25 protein-coding genes and 1 riboswitch are annotated in these 25520 nt (G+C 36.9%); of the genes, 13 read left to right on the forward strand and 12 right to left on the reverse strand.

The genetic code is table 11. From position 1 onward, the window contains the following. Positions 1-36 precede the first annotated feature (36 nt). Genes OSO01_RS12435 through OSO01_RS12445 form a run of 3 tightly spaced genes read left to right on the forward strand, consistent with a single transcriptional unit; the run spans position 37 to position 2224 of the window. Positions 37-906 (forward strand): ABC transporter ATP-binding protein, encoded by an 870-nt coding sequence (locus OSO01_RS12435; RefSeq protein WP_147210764.1) that lies wholly within the window; start codon positions 37-39, stop codon positions 904-906. Continuing rightward, complete coding sequence (locus OSO01_RS12440) at positions 899-1510, forward strand: ABC-2 transporter permease (protein ID WP_147210765.1); 612 nt, start codon at positions 899-901, stop codon at positions 1508-1510. The genes OSO01_RS12435 and OSO01_RS12440 overlap by 8 nt, the downstream gene beginning before the upstream one ends. A gap of 42 nt (positions 1511-1552) precedes the next feature. Continuing rightward, complete coding sequence (locus OSO01_RS12445) at positions 1553-2224, forward strand: GOLPH3/VPS74 family protein (protein ID WP_147210766.1); 672 nt, start codon at positions 1553-1555, stop codon at positions 2222-2224. A 60-nt stretch (positions 2225-2284) separates the two neighbouring features. On the opposite strand, the gene OSO01_RS12450 is transcribed toward OSO01_RS12445, so the two are convergent. The 3 genes from OSO01_RS12450 to OSO01_RS12460 all read right to left on the reverse strand — a co-directional run bounded on the left by OSO01_RS12450 (position 2285) and on the right by OSO01_RS12460 (position 4420). Then, the gene (locus OSO01_RS12450; protein ID WP_147210767.1) at positions 2285-2935 is read right to left on the reverse strand and encodes a PepSY domain-containing protein; all 651 of its coding nucleotides are present in this window, start codon (positions 2933-2935) and stop codon (positions 2285-2287) included. Positions 2936-3177: 242 nt separating this feature from the next. After that, positions 3178-4074 carry a permease prefix domain 1-containing protein gene (locus tag OSO01_RS12455; protein ID WP_147210768.1) on the reverse strand — a complete coding sequence of 299 codons (897 nt, stop codon included), beginning with the start codon at positions 4072-4074 and terminating at the stop codon, positions 3178-3180. A 1-nt stretch (position 4075) separates the two neighbouring features. Beyond that, positions 4076-4420 (reverse strand): PadR family transcriptional regulator, encoded by a 345-nt coding sequence (locus OSO01_RS12460; RefSeq protein WP_371863298.1) that lies wholly within the window; start codon positions 4418-4420, stop codon positions 4076-4078. Positions 4421-4795: 375 nt separating this feature from the next. Here OSO01_RS12460 and OSO01_RS12465 point away from each other — a divergent pair, with 375 nt between their 5' ends. The 8 genes from OSO01_RS12465 (at position 4796) to OSO01_RS12500 (ending at position 14675) form a co-directional block, all read left to right on the forward strand. After that, entirely contained in the window at positions 4796-5830 is a 1035-nt protein-coding gene (locus OSO01_RS12465) for an AbrB family transcriptional regulator (RefSeq protein ID WP_147210770.1), read from the forward strand. 20 nt (positions 5831-5850) lie between these two features. Next, positions 5851-6702, forward strand: a complete 852-nt coding sequence (locus OSO01_RS12470; protein ID WP_147210771.1) for a DUF72 domain-containing protein — start codon at positions 5851-5853, stop codon at positions 6700-6702. Between the two features lie 651 nt (positions 6703-7353). Beyond that, positions 7354-9372 (forward strand): BglG family transcription antiterminator, encoded by a 2019-nt coding sequence (locus OSO01_RS12475; RefSeq protein ID WP_147210772.1) that lies wholly within the window; start codon positions 7354-7356, stop codon positions 9370-9372. Between the two features lie 23 nt (positions 9373-9395). Continuing rightward, complete coding sequence (locus OSO01_RS12480; protein ID WP_147210773.1) at positions 9396-10847, forward strand: PTS fructose transporter subunit IIC; 1452 nt, start codon at positions 9396-9398, stop codon at positions 10845-10847. Continuing rightward, positions 10837-11298 (forward strand): PTS sugar transporter subunit IIA, encoded by a 462-nt coding sequence (locus OSO01_RS12485; protein ID WP_147210774.1) that lies wholly within the window; start codon positions 10837-10839, stop codon positions 11296-11298. Before OSO01_RS12480 ends, OSO01_RS12485 begins: the two co-directional genes overlap by 11 nt. 378 nt (positions 11299-11676) lie before the next feature. Next, positions 11677-12459, forward strand: coding sequence for a class I fructose-bisphosphate aldolase (locus tag OSO01_RS12490; protein ID WP_147210775.1), 783 nt, complete (start codon positions 11677-11679; stop codon positions 12457-12459). A gap of 18 nt (positions 12460-12477) precedes the next feature. Beyond that, entirely contained in the window at positions 12478-13392 is a 915-nt protein-coding gene (locus tag OSO01_RS12495; protein ID WP_147210776.1) for a cupin domain-containing protein, read from the forward strand. A gap of 260 nt (positions 13393-13652) precedes the next feature. Beyond that, positions 13653-14675 (forward strand): serine hydrolase domain-containing protein, encoded by a 1023-nt coding sequence (locus tag OSO01_RS12500; RefSeq protein WP_147210777.1) that lies wholly within the window; start codon positions 13653-13655, stop codon positions 14673-14675. A 36-nt stretch (positions 14676-14711) separates the two neighbouring features. Here the strand turns inward: OSO01_RS12500 and OSO01_RS12505 are convergent, their stop codons facing one another. Both OSO01_RS12505 and OSO01_RS12510 read right to left on the reverse strand, forming a co-directional pair. Then, positions 14712-15068, reverse strand: coding sequence for a DnaJ family domain-containing protein (locus OSO01_RS12505; protein WP_147210778.1), 357 nt, complete (start codon positions 15066-15068; stop codon positions 14712-14714). A gap of 69 nt (positions 15069-15137) precedes the next feature. Continuing rightward, the gene (locus OSO01_RS12510) at positions 15138-15485 is read right to left on the reverse strand and encodes a YugN family protein (RefSeq protein WP_147210779.1); all 348 of its coding nucleotides are present in this window, start codon (positions 15483-15485) and stop codon (positions 15138-15140) included. Positions 15486-15698: 213 nt separating this feature from the next. Here OSO01_RS12510 and OSO01_RS12515 point away from each other — a divergent pair, with 213 nt between their 5' ends. Beyond that, positions 15699-16928 (forward strand): Rpn family recombination-promoting nuclease/putative transposase, encoded by a 1230-nt coding sequence (locus OSO01_RS12515; RefSeq protein ID WP_186813659.1) that lies wholly within the window; start codon positions 15699-15701, stop codon positions 16926-16928. 74 nt (positions 16929-17002) lie between these two features. Here OSO01_RS12515 and OSO01_RS12520 read toward each other — a convergent pair whose 3' ends face one another. From OSO01_RS12520 to OSO01_RS12550, 7 genes are all read right to left on the reverse strand, one after another. After that, positions 17003-17662, reverse strand: coding sequence for a DUF6320 domain-containing protein (locus OSO01_RS12520; RefSeq protein WP_147210781.1), 660 nt, complete (start codon positions 17660-17662; stop codon positions 17003-17005). Between the two features lie 5 nt (positions 17663-17667). Beyond that, positions 17668-18924, reverse strand: a complete 1257-nt coding sequence (locus tag OSO01_RS12525) for a phthiocerol/phthiodiolone dimycocerosyl transferase family protein (protein WP_156985731.1) — start codon at positions 18922-18924, stop codon at positions 17668-17670. Between the two features lie 255 nt (positions 18925-19179). After that, the gene (locus OSO01_RS12530) at positions 19180-19395 is read right to left on the reverse strand and encodes a hypothetical protein (protein ID WP_147210783.1); all 216 of its coding nucleotides are present in this window, start codon (positions 19393-19395) and stop codon (positions 19180-19182) included. A 70-nt stretch (positions 19396-19465) separates the two neighbouring features. Further along, the gene (locus OSO01_RS12535; protein ID WP_147210784.1) at positions 19466-20614 is read right to left on the reverse strand and encodes an alpha-hydroxy-acid oxidizing protein; all 1149 of its coding nucleotides are present in this window, start codon (positions 20612-20614) and stop codon (positions 19466-19468) included. 15 nt (positions 20615-20629) lie between these two features. Beyond that, entirely contained in the window at positions 20630-21292 is a 663-nt protein-coding gene (locus tag OSO01_RS12540) for a methionine ABC transporter permease (protein WP_147210785.1), read from the reverse strand. Position 21293: 1 nt separating this feature from the next. Continuing rightward, positions 21294-22313 (reverse strand): methionine ABC transporter ATP-binding protein, encoded by a 1020-nt coding sequence (locus tag OSO01_RS12545; RefSeq protein WP_147210786.1) that lies wholly within the window; start codon positions 22311-22313, stop codon positions 21294-21296. 134 nt (positions 22314-22447) lie between these two features. After that, positions 22448-22543: riboswitch (SAM riboswitch) on the reverse strand. Positions 22544-22686: 143 nt separating this feature from the next. Further along, positions 22687-23862, reverse strand: coding sequence for a pyridoxal phosphate-dependent aminotransferase (locus OSO01_RS12550; protein ID WP_186813660.1), 1176 nt, complete (start codon positions 23860-23862; stop codon positions 22687-22689). A gap of 305 nt (positions 23863-24167) precedes the next feature. On the opposite strand from OSO01_RS12550, the gene brnQ reads away from it, so the two are divergent. Beyond that, positions 24168-25505, forward strand: coding sequence for a branched-chain amino acid transport system II carrier protein (brnQ, locus tag OSO01_RS12555; RefSeq protein WP_147210788.1), 1338 nt, complete (start codon positions 24168-24170; stop codon positions 25503-25505). The last annotated feature ends 15 nt before the right edge of the window (positions 25506-25520 follow it).

Raw genomic sequence — 25520 nt, forward strand, 5'->3', positions numbered from 1 at the left:
CAGTTTAGATGCAAAATAATGAGGGGAGTAATACGTATGAAAAATATAGTTGAATTTAAAAATGTAACCAAATGTTTTAAAGATTTTTCCTTGGAAAATATCAATTTACAAATAAAACAAGGGTATGTAACAGGCTTTGTCGGTGCTAATGGAGCCGGTAAATCAACGACAATGAAGCTGATGATGAATCTTTTACAGGCTGATACAGGGGAAGTAAAAATCTTTGGGATGGATTATGCCGGTAATGAGAAAGAAATCAAGGAGCGTATGGGCTTTGTCTACGACAGCAATGTGTTTTATGAAAGTTTAAATTTAAAAGATATACGGCGAATTATAGCGCCAGCTTATAAAAATTGGGATGATAAGACATTCTATAACTATATCAAGATATTTGAATTACCTTTAAATAAAGCAATTAAAACTTTTTCAAAAGGGATGCAGATGAAAGCTTCCTTGGCAATGGCTTTATCCCATGATGCAGAATTTATTATGATGGATGAGCCGACTGCGGGATTAGACCCGGTTTTTCGGAGAGAACTTTTAGACATCCTGCAGGAAATTATGGAGGATGGCAGAAGAACGCTATTCTTTTCCACGCATATTACCAGCGATTTAGAGCGGATTGCAGATTATATTACGTTTATTCAAAAGGGAAAAATTCTTTTTAATGACTCAATGCAGAATGTACAGGATCGTTATGCTTTGGTAAAAGGAAGTATTGATTTACTTAATCAAGATACAGAAAAATTGTTTATAAAGACAGAGCGTTCTTCTTATGGATTCCAAGCTTTAACAAATGATGCGGCTGAGGTAAAGATTTTGTTGGGAGATCGTGTTGTGGTTGAGGAAGCTACATTAGAGGATATTATGTTTTATGCGAAAGGAGCGAAACACCAAAATGTTTAATTTGATAAAAAAAGATTTAATTATACAAAAGACACAGATTATCCTATTTATTCCATTAATTATTTTTCTTATCCTCTTTGCAAGAGATATTAGCCCGATTTTTATTTTTCTGGTAGCCGGTGCTTATATATCGGCAAATGCTTATGTATATGATGGCATGGTAGAATCAAATATTCTTCTTAATTCTTTGCCATATACACGCAAGCTGATTGTTACTTCCAGATATATTGGAGCTATGGTATATATGGTTTTATCGATGGCGATGGCTGGGGCTGTTCTCTATTTATTTGATTATAGTTATGACATGATGGATATGGCTATAGCGGCTGGATTGTTCTTCATTTTCGCAGCTATCGCGTTCCCGTTATTTTATATTTTAAAGCCTGCTTATATCGGAGTAGTGATGTTTATCGGGATGATTGCTTTAGCAATAGGTTTTCAGCCCGCTGCCCGTTTCTTGGAGCGAAACCTTATAACAATTACTGATTTTATTACAAGCTTATCAACAACAATGCTCTATCTTAGCGGAGCAGCTATAGCAATTGGTTTATATCTCATATCCTGGATAATCAGCCAATTTATTTATCAACGTAAAGTTTTTTAACGCTGCAATATTAAAAATAGAAACTGAAAAGGAGGGGAAAACATGCTTTTATTAGCTGAGCAACTTTTCTTATTATCCATTAGTCCCAAAACCAATCAACCTTATGGGCGTGCTTCCTCCGCATTGCCCTATTGTTTAAGCGGCGCTTTACTGGCAGAGCTTATGCTGGAAGATAAAGTTAAGCTGCGTCAATCTAAGATGGAAGTCGTTCATACAGAAGTGGAAGATCCGCTGCTGAAAGAAGCAATAGAGATTATGCGGCTTAAAAATAAGAAAACACCAAAGTATTGGGTTTCTGCTTTGAAACGTTCATACAAAAATCTTCCGCGCAAAATTGCTGATAAATTAGAGCAGGCTGGTGTAGGTAACATGGAAGAAAAGCGGATTCTAGGTATGTTTCCATCTTATACGTACACCTTTAATCAAGCAGATTTTAACAGAACGATGAGAAAAAACTTTCGGACGGTTTTAGGAAAAAGTAAAAAACAAGATCTCTTAGAAAAAGAAGAAGAACGAATCGTTGTATTGATGTCACTTGTTCATATCAGCAGTTTACTTCGCATCGTATTCCCGGAACGGAAAGAAGCTAAGTGGGCAGAAAAACAAATCAAGCAGATGAGTAAGAATCTTCCTGTTTCCAAAGCTGTCAAAGCAACACTTGATTCGATTAATGCAGCTATTTTTGCAGCGTTTTCCTCTGCTTCAAGATCTTAAAAATAGACTGACCTAAATAAAGCAGGCTTAAGCTCAAGGCTTAGCCTGCTTTATTTAAATTTAATCGTCTACTTCCACATGCAGCTGTTCTCCAGACTCTGCATCAATATAAACATCTACTTCCTGAGATCCCATATCTTCAAAATTAATTTCATATATTGGGCTGCCATTTTCAAATTCTAATGACCAGCCTCTAGCGGTAATGCCATCTGTTTCAGGAGCTTCAGAAGCTGTGGACAGTGCTTCTTCTGCAGAAATATAATCTGCCAATACCAATTCATCATATTGTTCATCTGATTCTTTTTGTTCTTTTTCCTCAGATATAACGTCACCAGACTGATTAATCTCAGCGGAGTATTCCATCGTATCATCATAGCCGTCTATATCATAGACAAGCTCCCCTTTTTCTTCATCCAGCTGTATGGAAGAAAGGCTCGAACCCGGGAAGTGATCGTGGAAAGCTTCCATGGCATCCTCCACAGTTAAGGATACATTTGTTAAGTCTAGATCGTCATTACCCTCTGTTGAGCCATTATTGCCATTAGTGTTATCTGCTGCATTTGAATCATCATTATTATTATCGTTTGTGTTTTCACTTGTATTTGAATCATTTGCTGCGTCATTTCCTGTGTCGCTGTCATCGCTTGTCCCGCAAGCTGCTAAAGTAATGGAAAGAAGCAGTGTCAGACATAGAAGCAAAAATTTTTTCATGATTGTTCTTCCTTTCCAATCTCTGTTTAAAAGAGGTATTTAAACTCATAATACCCAATAAAAAAAGAATCAAACCAAAAAATAAATATTTATATTTTCGAAAATAGTTTTATTGGACTTTTTGAATATCTTTATAAATTAAACTGTTCTGGGATAACTATTTTATACATAAAGAACACCCAATTCTTTTCAGAATTTGGGTGCAGAAAAACAGATAAAAATATAGTAATGAAGCATGGATATTATTTTGTTGCTGAATTGCGTTTATGCTTTGATATCATACGGTACTCAATTAAGAGCTCTCCCATAATGGCAAACAGAAAGACAGGAAGAGCGTAAAGGATATTAGTCAATATCCAGATAAGAAGAAAGACCCCAATTGCTCCAATCCATAAAGCTCCGGACAGCATTCCACGTTTTGTTACTTCTTCTGTATCTTTATAATAGCCTGCGTAGGCTTCATGATATCGTTCATGCTCCTGCATTAGCCATGGCTTGAATCGCTTCTTTTCTGTAAGGATTAAGAAGGCGATAACCAGAATGCCTGGTAATACAAAAGGAACCAGCACCCCCAGGATAGCAGCTGGATTACTGTTTTCCATAAAATAGTGTGAACTGGAGATGGAAATTCCGAATAAAATGACACCAACAGCAAGCGCATAAATAAGTGCCCTTTTCCAGTCCATCGGATATTTGGCAGTTGTTTCTGTTGTTAAACCTAAATAGGTTAATGCTGCTCCTGCAGGTACAACAAATGGCAGGAAGGAGGAAATAGCAATGAATAAATTATTTCCCGCAGAAAAATAAGTGATTAGACTCGTAATAATTCCAAACAATAAAACTCCTGCAGCAAGTGTATACCCAATTGCATATCCTGCAGAAAGTTTAGGCTTTGGATCCACATACATTTTTCCAATAATCTCCTTTCGTTTTTCTCTGCTTAAATCATCGGCAATTGCTGTAATATCACCTAATTCTGAGACAGCTTCTGCAAATGCCTCATCAGATGATTTCCCTGTTTTTTCTAAATCCTGCACGCGGTCTTTTAAATTTATTATGATTTCTTCTTTGAAGTCCTCCAGTTCAGCTGTTGACTTATACCCGTGAAATAAATCATCGACATATTTTTTTATCATCATATTAGTCGTCTTCCTCCTTCAATAATCGATTCAAAATCCGTTGCGTAAATTCCCAATCGGCGATATTCTGTTTGTATTGTACGCGGCCTTTATCAGTAATCCGGTAATACTTTCTCCGGCCGCCCTGACTTTCATCTCCCCAATAGGCGACGATACATGTTTCTTTTTCCAATCGTTTATAGCTGGAATAAAGTGTGGCTTCCTTTAATTGATATAGCCCATCTGTTCGATCCATAATAGATTTGTAAATTTGGTACCCATAGGCATCGTTTTTTAATAGTATTCCCAACACTATCGTATCTGTATGACCGCGCAATAAATCCGCTGAAATTCTTCCTTCCAACAAAACCCCTCCTTGCCTTGCAATGACTCTTCTTATCTATAACAAATAAAATACTGTGACAGACAAAGTAATTGTTTGTATAAGTATATTACTATGTCTGTCATAGTATGTCAATGCAGATATTTAACATGGCTGATATATATTACAAATTACTAATCAGAAAAGGACAGTAGGTAGAAAAAGAAGCAGTAAGAACAAGTTTTGACGTAGTTCTTCTTTGTTTGATAGGGATGATTCATTTTTGTTGGAGAGCAATTAGATTTATAAAACCTTCTTCTTCGCATTTTCTTTTTCAAATATTTTACTTACAGATACGAAATAATGGATTTTAGAATTTGCATGAACACGTTATAATAGGGAGAGAAAGAAGGGAATTATATGCTATTTTTATTCCTGAGAACATTTGCAATTGGCCTCTTAGGAGCTTTTATTTTTTCACTCATCGGCTTGCCGATTCCCTGGCTGCTTGGATCGATGCTAATGACATTGTTGTTCCAGTTAAAGTCGCCCTGGAAAATGGTATGGGATCCAATCTTTCGTAATATCGGCTTAGTGTTTGCCGGATATACGATTGGATTTGCATTTACGTTAGATGCACTTCAGGAGATGGTGCGCTATTTTCCGATGATGTTTTTGATTAACATTATCTTTTTTATTTTATTTATTGGTGTCAGTTACGCAGTTTCGAAATGGGCCCGCCTGGATATTGGAACAGCGATGACGTGCTGTGCTCCAGGAGGATTACAACAGGTGGTAGTCTTTGCGGAGGAGCAAAAAAATTTAAATATTACAGTCGTGACGTTTTATCATGTTATGCGGCTGCTGGCGATTATTACGATGGTTCCCTTTATTGTTTCCAGTAACAGCGGCGGAGCTACTCCTGATAAATCAACAGAAAGCTATTCCCTGATTTTATTAGGTTTATTGATACTATGTTACATAGCAGGAATTCTTTTTAAATTTATTAAGGTTCCTACGGCTTATTTATTAGGACCTGTATTCCTTATTATGGTATGCAATCTATCGTCCATTCAAGTCCCGGTTATGCCGGATAATTTATTACATATTGCACAGCTTTTTATTGGAATTTATATGGGCTTATTATTAGAACGGGATAAATTAAAGAAAATGAAATCTCATATTGTTTATGCTGTTGGCTCCTGTGTTATTTTAATTGGTGTAGCATTTCTGATCAGCGAATGGATGGCACATTATTTTATGGATTTTGCCACTAGCTTTTTAAGTGTTGTTCCAGGTGGTGTCGATCAAATGGGGATTATTGCTGCATCTATCCAGGCGGATGTCACTGTTGTTACATCATTTCAGCTGTTCCGAATTTTATTTTTATCTATTATAATTATTCCATTCGTAAAATATATGGTACGGAGGGAACAAAGAAGAGGAAGAGAATAAACAGGGGAGGAGTGTGAAAAATGATTCAAATTGGATTGACAGGATGGGGAGATCATGATTCTATTTATGCTGCTGATACCAGAACACACGAGAAGCTGCAGGAATACAGCAGTCATTTTCCGGTTGTGGAATTAGACTCCTCTTTCTATGCGGTACAGCCTATCCGCAATATGGAAAAATGGGCAAAGGAAACACCGGAAAATTTTCAATTTATCGTGAAAGCCTATCAGGGTATGACAGGGCATGATCGAGAAGAAAAGGAAAATCCGTTTGAAACCAAAGAGGAGATGTTCCAGGCTTTCAGGGAATCCGTTGAGCCGCTTCAAAAAGCAGGGAAGCTGGGAGCTGTGCTTTTTCAATTTCCGCCATGGTTCGATTGCAGGCAGGAGCATGTACAATATATTCGTTATTGTAAGCAGCAGATGAAGGGGATTCCTGTTGCCTTAGAGTTCAGACAGCAAACCTGGTATGAGGAAAGGTTTCAACAGCAAACCCTGGATTTTATGAAGCAGGAAGGCTGGATTCATACGATTGCGGATGAGCCTCAGGCTGGTGTAAAATCGGTCCCGTTTGTGCCTGTGGTAACCGTAAAGGAAAAAGCCATTATCCGGCTGCATGGCAGGAATGTTCATGGCTGGAACTATTCAGGGAATGCAAATTGGCGGAAGGTCCGCTATTTATATGAATATAGTGAAAAGGAATTAACTGCTATAGCGAAAGAAGTAAAAAGGCTGGAAAAGCAATGCAAAGAAGTTATCGTTTTGTTTAATAATAACTCCGGCGGACATGCAGCTGGAAATGCTAAGCAGCTGCAGCAGATGTTGGGGATTGAATTTGATGGGCTGGCTTCGCAGCAGCTGGGGTTGTTTTAATACAAATGTGTACGTACCGGCTGTAATGAAAGATAGAGAACTAGTTAGAAAGAATGGGAAATAATATAATAGATTACGAAATCACTTCTAAAAGAAGTGTAATAGAGCTGTAGATATTGTACGCATAAAAAGGATCTTATTAACAAATTGGTTAATAAGGTTCTTTTTAATTAGAGAAAAAAGATTATCCTATTCAGTTTGGATGTCATTTATAAAATAACTTAGAGAAATAAGGGGGGTGTTTATTAAAAAAGAACTTAAAAGCACAGCAGAACGCCAGACGGAATAATCATTTTAATTTAAGTCAACTCAAGGGACAGAGCTGTGAAGTCATCGAAGGTTAAAAAGTTTTACTGTAGACAGCTGGATAAAGGAAAGGATAGCTGCTGCAGTATGGAAAGGAAGTGAAGAAGGGGAATTAAGAACGTATCGTAAGTAAAGAACTGCAGAAGCCTGTTTAAAGATAATGAAGTATTCCGATAGTTATAGCGTCTCCATCATAAAAGGTATTGGTTCTAACAATTTACTTTATTATTCGTTTCAATATTGCTTGAATAAAGCTGCAACAACTTGGTATATTGCTGCGCTATGTTCAGTGATATATTTTAAATTAAGAACATAACTAAATTCTTTAAAGAGGGGAATAAGCCAATGGTTAACTTAACTACGAGGCAAAAAAAATTACTCAGTCTGATGTTAAGCGAAAAAGAATTTAAAACTATAAAAAGTTATGCTTCCGTGATGCGTATTTCCGAGAGAACAATCTATAATGACCTGGAAATAATGAGAAATTTTTTAGAAGAAAATAATGCAAAGCTCCTAAAAAAGCCAGGTACAGGTGTGAAAATTCAAATTAATCATAAAGAAAAGTTCAGAATACTGCATCATATAAATGTATTTAAAGATAAAATAGTGCCCCTTTCTACCAATGAGAGAAAAATAGACATACTTAAACAACTGTTATTATCAGAAAAAACGACGTCTTTACAAAAGTTGTCTGAAAAGTATTTAGTAAGTAAAAGTTCCATAGTGAATGATTTAGATGAAATAGAAGTATGGGTTCGAAAGTATAGTATTAAGTTAATTCGAGATAGGAAAGGTACTAAAATTATAGGAGATGAAAAAAATAAGAGAAAAGCAATTGCTGAAATAATCATAAGAAGCTTAAATTGCGATTTTACAGATGATGAAGAATTCCCCCAGACCAGGATAGAAATTGGCATATTTAAAGGATTGTCAAGTATGTTTAATACTTCTGAAGTGATTATTGTAGAGGAAATTATCGGTGAAGCAGAAAAGAAATTAAATTACTATATTACGGAACCTTATTATACCAATTTAATAACGCATGTATTAATATCTATCAGTCGTATTAAGAGCGGTTATAAAATAGACAAAATATTAAGTTATGGTAAATGCAGCAATAAAAGCAAAACTTATTTAGCTGCACGCTTTATTGCAAAGAAAACAACGGAAAAACTTTTTATAGATATCCCTGAAAATGAGATTATTTATATCCACCAGTTTATCCTTAGTTGCGGGATAAATAAAGATATGAAACATGCAGACCTTAGTGAATTAATAAGTACGATAGATAAAGATACCCATTTTGTAGTCAAAGAAATGATAGCGCTATCATCAAAGATTGTGAATATAGATTTATCTTCTGATAAAGAATTGTATCTGGGTCTGCTGATGCACGTAAAGCCTATGTTAAATCGGCTCCATTACTCTATTCATATAAGAAATCCATTGTTAAGCGATATTAAAGAACAGTATTCGGGGACTTTTGCAATGACTCTTCTTGCAAGCTCGGCCATTGAAAATAATTTGGGATTAAGAGTGAATGAAGATGAAATAGGATATTTAACTGCTTATTTCCAGGCTGCAATAGAACGGAGAATGACGGTTAAAAATGTCATCGTTGTTTGTCCTGATGGTATAGGCACATCCGAACTGATTGCTAATCGAATAAAAAGATATTTACCTCAATTTAATGTGAAAGCGACAATGTCATTAGCTGCATTAGAAAATTTGGAGAATGGTAATGAAAATATAGATTTTATTATATCTACAGTACCTATTAAATTTGAATCTATACCGGTAATCGTTATATCTGCTTTAGTAAACGAGATAGATTTGAAAAATATTTCAAGCTTTACCGCAAATTTATCTATTTCTCACATGATAAAAGAAAATTCTTCTTACAGTGAATTGTTGGGATTTTTAGAGAAAGATCTTATATTTTGTGATTTAGCTTTTCAAGATAAAAATACTGTTATTAATTTCATGAGTAAACAGCTTAATAGTAAAGGATATGTTAACCAAAATTTTGGAGCATCAATTATTGAACGTGAAGATATTACGCCAACATCTATAGGGAAAATGGTTGCGATGCCACATGGAAATTCGCTTCACGTTAACGAGTCTAAAGTTTCGATAGCTATTTTAAGAAATGCAATAGATTGGGGGAAAGGCGAGAAGATAAAAATGATTTTTATGATTGCAGTCAGAATAGATAAAATAAGTTCAAAAAAAATCATCCGGGATTTTTATCGTCTATTTGAATCAGATAGTATTTTGAAAGAAATTATTTCTTGTAACGCTCCTGAAGAAGTACTCCAGGTTTTAGAAGGAACCAGCAAATATCTTGAAAGTAAAAATTGCTAAGCAAGCAGAGAGGGGTAATTACATTGAGTAAAGTGAAAATTGTTGCCGCAACCGGCTGTCCAACAGGTATAGCACATACTTTTATGGCTGCTGAAGCTTTAATAAGTGCAGCTGAAAAATTAGGAGCAGAGATAAAAGTAGAGACACATGGACAAGTAGGAATAGAGAATCAGCTGACAAAAGAAGAAATTCAGCAGGCAGATGGTGTGATTATAGCGGCTGATAAAGATGTTTTGGCAGATAGATTCTCTGGAAAACCGACTATAGATGTTTCTGTCTCAAAAGCAATAAAAGATCCTGAAACTTTAATACAAGCGATTATAAATGGTGAAGCAAAAATCTATCGGTCTAGTAATCAGGTTAATCGAAATGATGAGGATAATGAAGAGTATGAAAAGAAATCCATAGGCAGAATAATTTATCAGCATTTAATGAACGGTATTTCCCACATGCTTCCTTTTGTAGTTGGAGGAGGAGTACTAATCGCATTGTCTTTCTTATTTGGAATTAACTCTGCTGATCAGAATGATCCGTCATATTCCGCTTTTGCAGCATTTCTTAATAACTCTGGAAGTATAGCGTTCAGCTTAATGCTTCCAATGCTAGCAGGCTATATTGCGTCATCCATTTCACAAAGATCCGGGCTGGTCGCGGGATTTATAGGAGGTATGATAGCTGACCAGGGTGGAGCAGGTTTTTTAGGTGCTCTAATAGCAGGATTTTTGGCTGGATATCTTATGTTGTATTTGTCGAGATTTTTGAAAGGGCTTCCGGAATCATTAAATGGATTAAAAGCAATTTTTATTTTGCCTTTAGTAGGGATCTTTGCGGTTGCTGGAATAATGACTGTACTGGTGGTTCCTATGTCTTCGATTAATACCTGGATGCAAGAATTTGTAACTGGTTTTCAAGGAGCCAGTCCAATCCTTTTAGGGATTATTGTAGGCTGTATGGGGGCATCTGATTTAGGAGGACCGATTAACAAGGCAGCATATGTAACAGCATTGGCATTGCTGGCGGATGGAAACTATTATTTTATGGCTGGAGTTTTCTCGGCAAGTATGACACCACCATTGATTACTGCTTTCGCTGTAATATTTTTTAAAAGATATTTTAATCAATCTGACCGGAGTGCAGGAATTGTAAATTTTGTATTAGGATCTACACAAATTACAGAAGGAGCAATTCCATTTGCCGCAAAAAATCCTGTCGTTATGATTCCTATTTTCATGATAGGCTCTTCTATTTCTACTGCTCTGACTTATTTAATGGCAGTCCAGATACCAGCTCCCCATGGCGGATTTCTGATACTACCTGTTGCAACAAATGGCTTATTATGGATAGCATGCGTTTTAATCGGATCAATCATTGGCTCGATACTATATGGTTTTTACCAAAAAAGAACATTCAATAAAAGAGCAAAAATAAATATATCAGATCAAACAGAAAGGACGGAGGTAAAACATGTCGGATAAAGATCTATTAAAATCAGCATATATTTCTTTACATGAAAACCTTGCATCAAAACAAGCCGTATTTGAGCGAATAGCGGAGATAGCAGTAAATAATCATATAACTGGTTGTAAAAATGAAATAATTAATGGTTTATTTCAAAGAGAAAATCAATCAACAACAGGATTTTTAGATGGGTTTGCTATTCCGCATGTTATATCTGAAACAGTGAATCATGCGAGTGTGTTTATATTAAAAAATGAAGAAGGTATTGATTGGGAGTCATTGGATGGACAAGAGACCATATTTTTTATTGCTTTATTAATACCAGAAAAGAGTCAAAGCCATCACTTAAAATTACTTTCTGCTATTGCTAGATTGCTGATGGATGAGGAGATTAGGCAAAAGCTGCTCCAAGCTACAGACAAGGAAGAAATATCTAATTTATTAACACCGGCAGTATGCAACAGGTAATACTAACAGAAACCTTGTTATAAGTTTGCTGGAAGGATGCTGTAATAAGCTGGTATATTGCTTTTTCAAAGTCTGTGATACGGTCTAAATAAGAAAATTAAGGATGCTATATATAAGCACAAAGGATATTTATGGGATTTTTGTTGCGGTAAATATGTATAAAAAACACTTGTATTCCACTGTTTGCAGATTATTACTTGTTCTGAAAAAAGCAATAGGTATTTGAAAATAGAAATCTCATTATTTATAATTTTATATCTTTATTAAAAGTTTTTGTGTTCTATGAAAGGAGGTGAATGTAATGAACTAAAAAGTATTCCACTGTCCTCTTTAGGAGTTTCATTGAAATAAAAATATAATTATAAGGAGATTAAAAAAATGAGTATTGAATTGCGCATGTCAAAAATCTTCAGACCAGAAACAGGAAATACATTTATATTGCCAGTGGATCATGGACTTTCTTTGGGTTACGTAGAAGGACTTGAGAACCCAGCTCAAGTTTTAAAAAATTTAAAAAGTGATGATGTGGATACAGTTTTAATTGCTGACGGACTGGCAAATCAATGTGACGAAGTTTTTTTTGGAAGGAATGCACCATCAAAAATGTTATGCGCAGATATTTTCTATGAAGAAGATGGGGAGTTATTTCAAAAGCTCGTGTTCACCCCTGAGACTGCTCTGAAAAAAGGATATGATTGTTTAAAACTTATCCTATTCTGGGATAGACCTGCAAAAGAAAGAATTCAGTTTGTTGATCTGATTGCCCAATGCATTGAAGAAGCTCATAAATTGGAATTGCCTGTATTAGTAGAACCACTGACAAGAAATCCGATAGCTGACCAAGAAGAATATGTACAAATTTTATCTGATGGTGTCAGAACAGCTTTTGAATTAGGGGCAGATATTTTAAAAGTTCCTCACCCGGGAGATGCAGGGGTCCTGAAGAATTGGGTAGACTATTATAATGTACCTTTTATTTTATTAGGTGGAGGAAAAAGTGGAACGATTGAAGACTTGAAAACAACTGTCCAAGAAGCTATTGATGTTGGGGTAAGAGGAGTTGCAATTGGCAGAAATATCTGGCAAAGATCACCTGAAGAAGCTAAAGAATTAATGACAAGTTTCTCTGACATTGTACACAAAAGATTAAGTACTTATTAATATGGAAAGGAAGATATAATGGCTAAATTATTAGATATATTAGAAAACTTTCCGTTTAACAAGGATGAAAAGAGGCCATTGCTGATTCGTAAACAAGATTACTCTACAGCATTGTACCCGCCGGATAATGCATTCACTTCTGATAATACTTTTACAATGGTTTCAACAGATACGTTTATGTTGGGAATCTACGAATTAGGACCGGGCGGAGCTTTTGCACCCCTGGATATTCATCCGGGGGATGAGACTTATTATATATTGGACGGGCCTGTCGTTCAACGGAGTGGGAATGGACAGTTTGCTTATTTAGAAACTGGAGAAGGTTTATATATGCCGGAGGGCGCCTGGCACTGTGGGCATAACTTTTCTGGAGGAAAAGCGAGAATCCTTTACTTCATAACGCCAAAGGCCTGGAGCGAAGCAATTCCTCCTGCTGTAATTCCATCAGAAAGTGAAACAAAATTCTACAAAGGGCCTAATAATAATCAGTTACCTGATATGAAAAGCAAAATTAAAGATATATCCAGACAAGGATGTACAGATGATATAGGTGCTTGGCCGGTAGATGCAGAAGAAGCAAGGAAGACCGGGTCTGTATATGCAGTCCGTGAAAATGAAAAATTAAATAATATCCATGGAACAGAACATCCCATGCTTTTAAGGTTTATTACCAGCAATAATTACGGACATATGGGTGAAATGATTCTGCCGGCAGGCGGTTATGGACCGCGTTGTTCGGACCCTGACAGCCATGAAGGAGACGGGGCTTTATATTGTGTGGACGGACCTGTGACCATAAACCTTGTAGATATGGAGGAGAGTTTTGTCTTAGAACCTGAGGATACTTTTTTCTTGCCGGCAGAAACTAAGTACCAATTAGTAAATTTCGAAAGTAATCCTGTAAAGGTCATTTTTTCAATTACAAAACTGTAGTTACTACTTTAACAGGAAGTTTGGCGGTTGATATAAAAATCCTCTATTGAAGTTTATAACCAATAGAGGATTTTTTTGATTATAATGAACAACAACAGCTTGATGAAATATTGTAATTTTCAGTATTTAAACATATAATAATATTAACCTTAAATCAGAACGGAGGAAAATCATATGATTCGTTATATGGTATGAACATCTTAACTGATATCCTTTTTTAAATCATAAAAAAATACTAAAGGATTTCAGGAGGGACAAAAATGAATACAGAAAAGAAGCGGAACAAGCTGATGGAAGTGCAAAAGGAACTCTCTTTTTCAGGTGCTTTCTATGCAAAAAAGCAGGATGAAATAATAACAGGAAGCAGCGGATTCAGAAATCGTGCTGAAAAGCTTGAAAATCAGGTGGATACACGATTTGGCATTGCTTCAGGGTGTAAGTTATTTACCGCAATTGCTATTGCCCAGCTTGTAGAAATTGGGAAACTCTCTTTTGAAACAAAGCTGCAAGATTGTGTGGCAGAGAAATTTCCTTACTTCGACAAGGATATTACTATTCATCATTTATTGACGCATACTTCAGGTGTGCCTGATTATTTTGATGAGGAAGTGATGGATGACTTCGAACTGCTGTGGGAGAAATTCCCGATGTACGGTGTCAGAGCACCAAAACATTTTCTGCCGCTTTTTCAGCATAGAGAAATGCAGGGTAAACCAGGCAGTTCCTTTCAATATAATAATTCCGGCTATATTTTATTAGGTTTGATTGTGGAACAGGCTACCAACCGCAGTTTTCCTTCATTTGTAGAAGAAAATATTTTTAAAGCAGCGGGGATGAATGATTCAGGATATTTTGAAATGGATTGTTTACCGGAACGGACAGCCTTAGGCTATGTAGAAGAGCTTAATGGAAAATGGAAGACAAATATTTATTCTATTCCTGCTAGAGGCGGTTCAGATGGCGGTGCGTATGTTACAGTACGTGATATGGCTAAATTTTGGGATGCTTTGATGGATTACCAGCTGTTATCTGAGGAAATGACCCGGGAGGTACTGCAAGCACGTGAATGTGTAGATGAGGAAGATAATATCTTTTACGGCTACTCCGGTTATATGGAATTAGATGACAATCAAGAAGTAATAAAGTATATTCAGATGGGATATGATCCGGGAGTTAATTATCGTGCAGTTCATTATCCGCACGATAAGAAGACGATGATTGTGTGCTCTAATGAATCTGAAGGTGCTTATGAGCTGTTAAAAGAGATGGAACGTATAATGTAAATTAAAAAAGGGGTTAACTGGATGGTTAGTCCCTTTTTATCGAAACAATTTATGCCTAATCCTGCTAGCATATTTACGAAAAACACTGCTTTTATCAAGCTTCCGTTCTTTAGTCAATGTTTGAAAAGCCACTTGTTTTTCTGATAGATCGGCTTGCTTTTCTCCATCCGTTGCAATTTGCATTAAGTCGCGGTGCGATATATATTGCTTTTGGTTTTCCTGCTCCTCTGAAAGGTAGCCTGCCCGTTTTAAAATACGAAAAGATTGTTTCACCTCTTCAGGCAAGCCTGCAAATTCATCACGCAGATCCAAACGCTGTCCTTTACCAGGCAAATTATCAAATTCACCATCGTACACTGCCTTTTTAATTTGCTCTTCCACAAAGTGATACATAGCGCCCCTCCTTATGAAATCTGAATATAATTCTTATTTTAGTATGCTAGAACGGAGAAGGAAATTCAACTAGAGATTATTATCAATATGATTGATAATCTGCTGTACTGCTTGTTCTCCTGCCAGCTTCCAATCGTTTTGCTGAAAAGAATTTAAATCTGAATGAACAGCATGATTAATAATAAGAGGTCTTCCAAATTCAATTTGAACAGATGGCTGGCCGTGTTCTTCTTGTATTACTTGGTAAGGAAGAGATAAATAGAGTCTTTTCCCACCCTGACTGGTAAGAATCCCATCAAAACAGCCTTCCCTCTTATTATTTTTTCCTGCTATATGAAATCCAAGTCCTTCTAGGTGAGGCTTCAATTTTTGAAAAAAACCTCTTTTTCCTGGTAAATGAGTTTCTAATACAATCATTTATAATTTCTCCTTTACATTCTTCTATATAAGTTCAACTTATATAGAACTAGTTTTACCTTCAGTTAAGTAAAACATACGGAAATACAGAGGGATAATCTGTGCAGATTATTTTATAAAAACTTCTTGTTTTAAGAACGTTTGTTCTGTATAATGTATTTAGATAATCTCTCCTCAGAAAAAAGCCTCATTATCATAAAAGGATGTGTTATTATGCCTCAAATTTGCCTCCATAAAGTATATTCCTCATCAGAAACAGCGACTCTGTGCATACAGGAAGATTACAAATCATACAACAAGTACCAAAAAAGAAAAGGACGAACCAAGAAAGCATTACTTCAAATACCAAATCATCAATTAATGGATTTGAAGGTGGATTATGCTTTCAAGCAATTGTTTGGAAATGAGAAAAATAAGGATATCACTGTCGTTTTTCTCAATGCGATTCTAGCGAAATCAGGAAGAAGTCCAATCCAGCATCTAATCTTTCAAAATATTGAAATTGGCGGCGAATATGAAGGAGATAAAAAATCTAGATTAGATATCTTCGTTGAGACAGAGAATAAAGAACGGGTCAACATAGAAATTCAAATCAATAATAAGTATAATATGATTAACAGAGCACTGTATTACTGGTCGAGGCTTTTTTCAGAGCAGCTAAAAGAAGGGCAAAGCTATAAAGAACTGTATCCTGTTATCAGCATTAACATTATGCATTTTAACCTGTTGCATGATACAGATTCCTACCATAATATCTTCCGCTTGCATGAGATTCACCAAAAATATCCATTAACTGATATGATCGAATTTCATTTTGTGGAAATCCCTAAATTAATCACCGCATGGAAAAAGAATCAGCTGAATCCATGGGAAGATGTATTAACCCGTTGGTTGCTGTTATTGGGAGTCGTGGACAGAAGAATGAATCATTTCTATGACGATATCTTTCAAGAATTGGAGGAGATTGCGATGGAGGATAAATCTTTAAATATTGCAATGCGTGTCTGGGAAGATTTAAGCCGTACAAAGGAAGAGCGCCGGGAATATGAAATACGCCTGAAGCAAATTTTAGATGAACAATCCATGAATCGGGATAGAGAGTTATTGGAGCAGGAAATGCAAGAACTGAAAACTCAGAAGGATGAACTGGAGATACAAAAAGATGAGCTGGAAACCCAGAAAGATGAGCTGGAAACTCAGAAAGATGAATTGAAGGCGGAGAAAGACGAAGCGGAAATTAAAAGAAAAAAGGAAGAGACGAAAAGAAGAGAAGAGGAGGGCAGAAGAATTGAAGCTGAGTCAGCATTGGAGGAATCCACGAAACAGATGGCACTAAAAATGTTAGAACGGGAGATAGATTATATCACAATTACGCAAGTGACTGGACTTACTTCAGAGCAGTTAGAAATTATTCAGCAAGAAGCGGAGAAAAATGATAAATAGTCTGTAAAATCCCATGATGAAATACGAAACAATAAGGCACATGCTTATAATTGAAAAAAAGCATGTGCCTTTATTTAGAAATGAAATCTCCGTACAATTTCATTCTTCATTGTTTTTTCTGAAAATAGTATCATGCCGATTAATGTCAGCAGAGCATATAAAGCAGTTGCTGCACTCGGCCATAGAACAGTGGACCAGGAGCTTAAGAATAGGATAACGGGTAGAAAGCCGAGAATGACCATCGTTGACATATATCCAATGTATTCCCGCCATTTCATTGGCTTCCGCAGCACAATAATCGTTACAAAAAAGGTTGCCAATGTGACAAGAAACGGGATCACATAATGAATGGACCATTTTGAGCTTCCGGATGCTGCATCTAAAATAAACAGCATGACAGAGAGTGAGATCACTTGAAGGACTACTTTTGATCCGGTATGAGCTCTGGAAAGGAAGGTGTGATTTATAGTCAGTACACCATACAGTACAGGTCCCAATACATATAAAAACCATAGCCTTTCCGGGTTCGTCAGTAAATTAATCAACAAGCTTGTACTAATGCCAAAAATCGCAATAAATAAGACAAGACGCTGTGCAAAGCGGCGCCGTTTGACCTTGGTTTCATAAACAGGATAATATTCGTTATCTCCTGTTTGGTCGGAAAGCTTACGTTTGCATAACGGGCAATATTTCTGTTTTGTATAGACACTGCAATTTGTGCAATAATGCTGCATTGTTTTCACCTGCTGTCATTGGAGTATACTTCTATCTCCAAATTAAATGTCTTAGAAAGCTCTCTGAAAAAAGTACGAATAATATCCGCTTCTTTAATCATTCTCGAAAATGAAATCACAAGCTCATCTCCAACTGCAATCATCGCTCCATTAATAGGGCTTTTTTTACTAGGATATAAAATAATCTCCATGTGTGAGATATGTGACTTCATTGCTTCTGGCAGCTGTACCTTCCCTACATTCGTCATTGTCATCGCTTTGGTACGTTCACTAAAACTCCTATAACCATAGCGGATTGCATGATATTTAAGAGGAAGCGGAATGAACCTGGCTGTTAGTCTCGTCTGCCATTTTACCCGGTCATTAATACTTTGCTGTAGGCTTTCTTTCCGCACTTTTTCCCGCAGCTGCTTTGATACCTCAGAAATAATTTCTTCTAATGTTGTTGTTTCCGTAACCGCCATGCCAATATTGACCACTCCAAAAAAATTGCGCAGCGTATTTGAAGGGAAAAGATTTCTCAAATTAACAGGAATGGCGATTTTTATTTCCTCCTGGTAAGCTCGGAATTTCAATCTTTCTTTATAAATAGCTGCAATAATAAGTGCTGAAATAAAGGCGGTAATTGTTGTTCCATGCTTTTTAGCAAGCTTGTGTACCTTCTCTGCGCTCATTTTTCCATGGATGACAATTGTCTGATCTATTAACCCGCCGCGGATTTGGTAAGAAGATGCTTCTTTGAATTTTTGCGGTTTTTCATCTGTTACGTAATTTTGGTAACTGTCATCCCGCTCATAATAGCTTGGTTCATCATGAATGTTAATTAGTGTGCTTTCATAACTTACGTCTTCGCCCAGATGAAGGAGATAATGATAAATAAGTGCCTTTATAAATTCTAAAGCGCCTGTACCATCTGTTACAGAGTGAAAAAATTCCACAGCTATTCTTTTCTTATAATAGGTAACACGCATCAAGAAGCCGTTTGTTTCTATAGGATCAATGGGTGCGCATGGATATTGGTTTTCATACTGAACAAAAAGCTTTTCATTATTTTCAACAAGGAAATCCCAAAATAAACCTTTGCTGAGCTTTACCGCAAACATTGGCAGACGCTTGATAACGTCATCAAGTGCAAGCTGTAGCTTATCAGGCTGTACCGTTTCCTTCATTACTGCCGCGAGCCGGAAAACGGAAGAATTTGTCTGTTCAGATACAGCATGAAACATTTTCCCTGCATTATCAAGTTTGTACCATTCATCCATCTTTCGAACACCTCTTGAACGTTCTGATTTTGCTTGTACCATATCCATCTGGATAGAACCAGATTCTAATAGAAGCTTTAACTTTTACTTTAACAGATGGTGTCCTTTTTTTGTACTATAACAAATACCAAATTAAAAAAAGATTTATATTTTAAAATTGGAAGAGCCACTTGTGTCTATCATAGGAATTATAAACTATCATTTTTGGATAAAAAAAGAGTAACCCTACGTATTACCACAAAGTTACTCGTTAAACTAAATAAAGAAAATGATATAAGCAGAAAATGCTCCAAACACAATAATATAAAAAAGAATTTTGGGAAACGTCGGCTTCTTATAAATATCGTACACAGCTGTTGCGACAATTATAAGCAGTGCTGTAATCATCGTGAATGTATTCAGGAAAAAGGTAATCAAAATACCTGAGATTACAAATAATATCCCTATTAATATATTTTCTTTTCTGTTCATAGGTCCCCTCCAGACTATTGCAACTTAGCTACTTCATAAAAGAAAAGAGCTGACAGGAATCCACACTTTATTACAATGAATAATCAGAGCCTTTTAAAGTAAGCTGCTTCACTTCTTCAACTGTCTTTGCTCCAGATAAAGCCATTGATACAGAAACCTCTTGTGCAAGGTTGGCAAATATCTTTTGAACACCTGATTCACCCTGCAGAGCCAGTGCATATGCATAAGGGCGTCCAAGTAAAATTGCGTCAGCGCCCAGTGCCAGAGCTTTAATTACGTCTGCTCCCCGGCGGATACCGCTGTCAAAGAGCAGTGGGAAATCTGGACCGACAGCTTTACGGATAGCCGGTAATGCTTCCAGACTTGGAATAATCCCGTCCATTTGTCTGCCACCATGATTAGAAACAATAATCCCGTCAATCCCGGCCTCTATAGCCTGTTTTGCATCTTCCGAATGAAGAATACCTTTTAAAAAGATTGGCAGATTTGTACGCTGATGTAACTCTGCTATGTTGTCCCAGTGAAGGTGTGGATGATGCAGGTTCTCGATAATTGAATCAATTTCATTCTGGCCTTCTTTCAGTCCTTTTTGAAAAGCTGGATCCTGTACATAGTTGGCTTTTCCATACCCTTTTTTCAAGGGAGAATATTGATAGCGCATATCATCTTCCCGCCATCCAAGCATTACTGTATCCACAGTTACTACAATCGCTTCATAGCCTGCTTTTTCTGCCCGTTCTGCCATGCTGTAGGAAATAGCATCATTACTTGACCAATATAATTGAAACCATTTTGGTCCTTCAGGCACAGCCTCTGAGACCTCTTCGATAGACCTGGCAGTAACGGTGCTTTGAATATATGGAATATTCATAGAGGCAGCCACATTTGCAATGGCAAAGTCGGGCTCCTCATGGACCATTTTTAAATGGCCGATGGGAGCCACCATAAATGGAAAAGCATATTCTTTTCCAAGAATACGAATAGATGTGTCCACCTGAGATACATTACTTAAACATCTTGGAATAATGGAATATTGCTCAAAGGCCGCTCTATTTTTTCTTAATGTTTCCTCACCGCCGGCGCCGGAACGGATGTGACCAAACACTTCTTCAGGTAAGGTATGCTTTGCTGCAGCTTCAAGCTGTTCGGGTCCGATAGGAAAGGAATCCTGTATAGTTATATGCTCTAGAAAAGAGCCTTTTTGCGATGATACTGACATATTTTTTACCTCCGTTTAATCTTTTTTCATCCGTGCTGCAAGCCGGTTTCCGATTGATTGGATACCTTGGACGATAATAATCAGGAGAATAACAGTGACATACATCACATCTGTTTCATAACGCAGATGTCCAAATCTGTATGCAAGGTCACCTAAGCCCCCGGCACCAACAAGGCCTGCCATAGCTGTTGCCCCGATAAGACTGATTGTTGCAATGGTTAAAGCCAGTACAATTGCCGGTCTGGCTTCACGAAGCATAACATTCCAAATGATTTGATGTGTTTTTATCCCCATTGCACGGTATGCTTCAATAACACCTTGGTTTACCTCCAGCAAGGAAGATTCAATAAGTCTGGCTATATATGGAGCCGCATTAACAACGAGTGGTACAATAGCTCCTTCCACACCAATAGAGGTGCCTACTACGAATTTGGTGAATGGAAGCATAAAAAATAAAAGAATAATAAACGGAATCGAACGAATGACATTTATTAGTAAATTAAAAAACTGGTAGACAAATTTATTTTGCAAGGGTTGCCCGGGACGTGTCAAAATTAAGATGATGGCTAAAATGATACCTATAAGTACTGAGAAAGCAAGAGAAATAGCAACCATTAGAAATGTATCTTTTATTGCTTCGTAAAATATTGGCAGCCATTGATCAATAAATGATTGCATATTAGTTTACCCCCAATTCTTCTATCTCTACGCCTTGTTCCTGCAAGAAAGAGAGTGATTGTTCTACTTGATGATCATTACCAATCAAATGAACGACGATATTACCGACAATTCCATTTTTTAATTCGATAATATTTGCTGTCAGAATATTTGGCTCTACATAAAATTGCTGTGTAACCTTGGATAACAGCGGCTGTCCTGTATTTTCGCCCAGGAAGGTCAGACGAACAACTTTTCCTTCCAGCTTCAATTCATTAACCAGACGGTCAGATAATTTCCGCTGTGAAATTGTATTGAGGAATTTTTTTGTTGTCGGTTGTTTTGGCTTTGTAAATAATTCAATCGTAGACCCTTGTTCAATAAGATTTCCATTTTCAATAACATATACATAATCACATATTTTTTGAATAACGTTCATTTCATGCGTGATTAATAGAATTGTAATCCCGAGCTCTGCATTAATTTTTAGTAATAGCTCGAGAATGGAATTGGTTGTTTCGGGGTCTAATGCGCTGGTTGCTTCATCACTAAGGAGCACCTGTGGTTCCTGAGAAAGTGCTCTTGCAATAGCTACACGCTGCTTCTGACCACCGGAAAGCTGAGCAGGGTAAGAATCTTTTTTCTCAACTAAATCAACAATTTCAAGGTATTTAACAACTCGTTCAGCAATCTTTGATTTCGGTACGCCGAGTAATTTTAAAGGGATTGCAATATTGTCGTAGACGGTAGCTGTTTTTAATAAATTAAAATGCTGAAAAATCATGCCGACTTTTTGTCTTGTTTGCCGAAGCTTTTCTTTTGATAGTTTTGTTAAATCAATTCCGTCAATCCATACCTTTCCCTTAGATGGCGTTTCCAGTAAATTGACACAGCGTATTAATGTGCTTTTTCCTGCACCACTATAGCCGATCACGCCATGGATTTCTCCTTTATTGACAGAAATCGTTACATTGTCTAATGCAGTAACATCTTTTCCTTTTTTGGACGGAAAAATTTTTGTGACATTCTCTAACTTAATCATTGATGTTCTTCCTGCCTTTCTATTTTTAAGCGGGGGGATGTTATCATCTGTGCGCTTTAATATAATATCTGCACAATTCATAAAAAGGGCCTCTCTGTTGAAAGAGAGGCCCGAAAATATGGTCTTATTTTCTGCTCTCATCTTTCAAGACAAATGTCTTGCTGGAATTAGCACCTTTTTAAGGTTGCCGAGCTTCAACGGGCCAGTCCCTCAGCTACTCTGGATAAGAGATATATTATTTATAGAGGATGTTCAAAAAGTCCCTGAAGACAAGGGGTCAATCTCTGTTATAACATGGCTTTTCTGACGGTATTTTTTGAACTCGCAATTATAGAATTGTATTATTTAAAAATAGCCTATTTTACATGTTTCGTCAATGCTTATTTTGAAATAAATCAAGTTTTTCAATACGGCAAATTGCTTCACGAATACGCTTGTCCTCGACAAGTAATCCGACACGTATATAACCTTCCCCGGTTTTCCCAAAACCATTACCTGCTGCAACGGCTACATTTGCTTCCTTTAATAAATAATCCGCAAATTCTTCACTTGTAAATGCTGCCGGCACTGGAAGCCAGGCAAAGAAGGAGCCTTTTGGAGCTGTTACATCCCAGCCGATGCGTTTGCATTCTTCCAGTAAAACATTTCTGCGCTGTTCATAAAGCTTTACAAGAGAGGTAACGCAGCTTTGGTCACCTGATAATGCTTCGGCAGCAGCCTTTTGGATAGCTGGAAAAAGGCTGACAAATAAATGATCCTGCAGAATATTGATAGCTTCAATCATATCTTTATTTCCGGCAGCAAACCCGACGCGCCAGCCTGCCATATTATATGTTTTGGAGAGGGTATATAGCTCAACGCCAACATCTTTTGCGCCTTCTGTTTGCAGGAAGCTCACCGGCTGATAATCGTCAAACCCGATTGCGCCATATGCAAAATCATGGATGATTCCAATATCATTTTTCTGCGCTAATGCAATGGTATCTTCAAAAAATTCCTTTGTTGCAACTGCTCCGGTCGGGTTATTCGGATAGTTGAGATATAATAGCTTAGCAAGTTTTTTCTGTTCATCTGTTAAGGCAGTATAGTCCGGTAAAAAATCGTTTTCTTCTAATAACGGAAAGGTGTCATAAGTAACATCTGCTAATGGTACACTGGACAGATAATCCGGGTATCCTGGATCAGGAAAGAGCATTAATTCACCCTGATCCATTAGAGCTAAAGGAAGTTCTACTAAGCCGATTTTACTGCCAAATAAAATAGCAATTTCTGAAGCGGGATCTAGATCAACATCATATTCTCTTTTATAAAACTGTGCTGCAGCCAGCTTTAATTCATCTGTACCACGGAAAGGAGAGTATTTATGTGTAACAGGATTTTCAACACTTTCCTGAAGGGCGCGGATAATATGCGGTGGCGTAGGCTGATCTGGATTTCCTTGACCTAAGTTAATAATATCTCTTCCTTCTGCTATTGCAGCAGCTACTTTACCTGCAAGTGCAGCAAAGAATTGGGAAGGAAGCTGTTCTACACGACGGGATAATTTCATAATCTATCGACCTCTTTATACTATAATTTGTAAATGTTTTCTCAGTCTACCTGGCAGAGGATTTCCTGACTGAATGAATTTTCACTTTATAATTATATATAATAGTATAAGTTTGCAGAGAGATTGTCTATCAAAAAAAGATAAGGTGCTGGTAGATGTTTTTAGAATTTTTTTCCAAATAAACTATTTCACCCTGCTTTCCATTGCATTTCATATTTGAAAGTAGTAACATAGAAATCGTGTCAAATTATGTTAAATAATTAGATAATTCCAAGAATTATAGGTTTGGAAATAGGAGGAATAAAATGAATACCAAACTGCGTATAGGAAATTATTTAGCAATTGCATTTATGTTATTTGCTTTATTTTTTGGAGCGGGGAACTTGATTTTCCCGGCACAGCTGGGACAACTGTCAGGTGATAACCTCACGCCAGCTATAATAGGATTTTTAGCAACCGGAGTAGGGCTGCCTTTTCTCGGTATTATGGCAATGGGCTTCTCTGGAAAAAATAATCTGCAAGAGCTTGCGAGCCGTGTTCATCCTATCTATGGACTTGCGTTTACAGCATTACTTTACTTAACCATTGGCCCATTCTTCGCAGCGCCAAGAACAGGAACAGTTGCTTACGAGGTAGGCATTGCTCCATATGTAAGTGATGGAGCGCATTCTACAGTTTTATTAATTTTTACTGGAGTATTTTTCTTGATTACACTGCTTTTTTCATTATTTCCATCGAAAATTGTTGATAATATTGGGAAATTCCTGGCGCCGGCTCTTGTTATTTTACTGCTTGTTCTATTAGCAGTTGCATTCTTCAATCCGATGGGCTCTATCCAATCTCCAGACGAAACGTATCAATCTGCAGCCTTTTTTACTGGGTTTATTGAAGGATATAATACTATGGATGCCTTAGCTGCTCTGGTATTTGGGATCATTATTATTAATGTTATTAAAGGTTTTGGAATTACGAATAATAATCAAATCTTATCTGCTGTTACTAAGATTGGTTTAACATCAACAGCATTACTCGCAATTATCTATGTAGGGATATCCTACTTAGGGGCAACCAGTGTAACAGAGTTAGGTGTATTTGATAATGGAGGGCCTGTGTTAAGTGGTGCAGCATCGCATTACTTTGGTACGTTTGGAGCCATTTTGCTCGCAGCTATTATTATATTGGCATGTCTGACAACAGCAATTGGATTGGTTACAGCAAATGCGGAATATTTTCATTCCTTAATCCCTGCTATTGGCTATAAGCCGTTTGTCTTTTTCTTTTCCATCTTAACATTTGTAGTAGCTAATTTTGGTCTGGAAAATATTATTTCTTACTCTGTACCTGTGCTGATGTTTCTATACCCACTAGCTATGGTATTAGTTTTATTAACATTTGTGTCACCAATTTTCAATCATTCACGCCTTGTTTACATCCCGACCATTGCGGTCACTTTCCTTTTTAGTATCATAGATGGTCTTGTAGCACTTTACGGATCATTAGAATTGGAGCTGCCTGAATGGCTGGATGTTCTTGTTGAAACACTAGGTGATGTTCTTCCGCTTTATGCAGAAGGACTGGGCTGGCTTATCCCGGCAGCTGTTGTAGCGGTGATTATGATTATTATTGCGAAAGTGAAAGATTAAATAGAAATAAAACCT

It is taken from the genome of Oceanobacillus sojae (assembly GCF_007991515.1).
In the GTDB taxonomy this organism is placed as follows: domain Bacteria; phylum Bacillota; class Bacilli; order Bacillales; family Amphibacillaceae; genus Oceanobacillus; species Oceanobacillus sojae.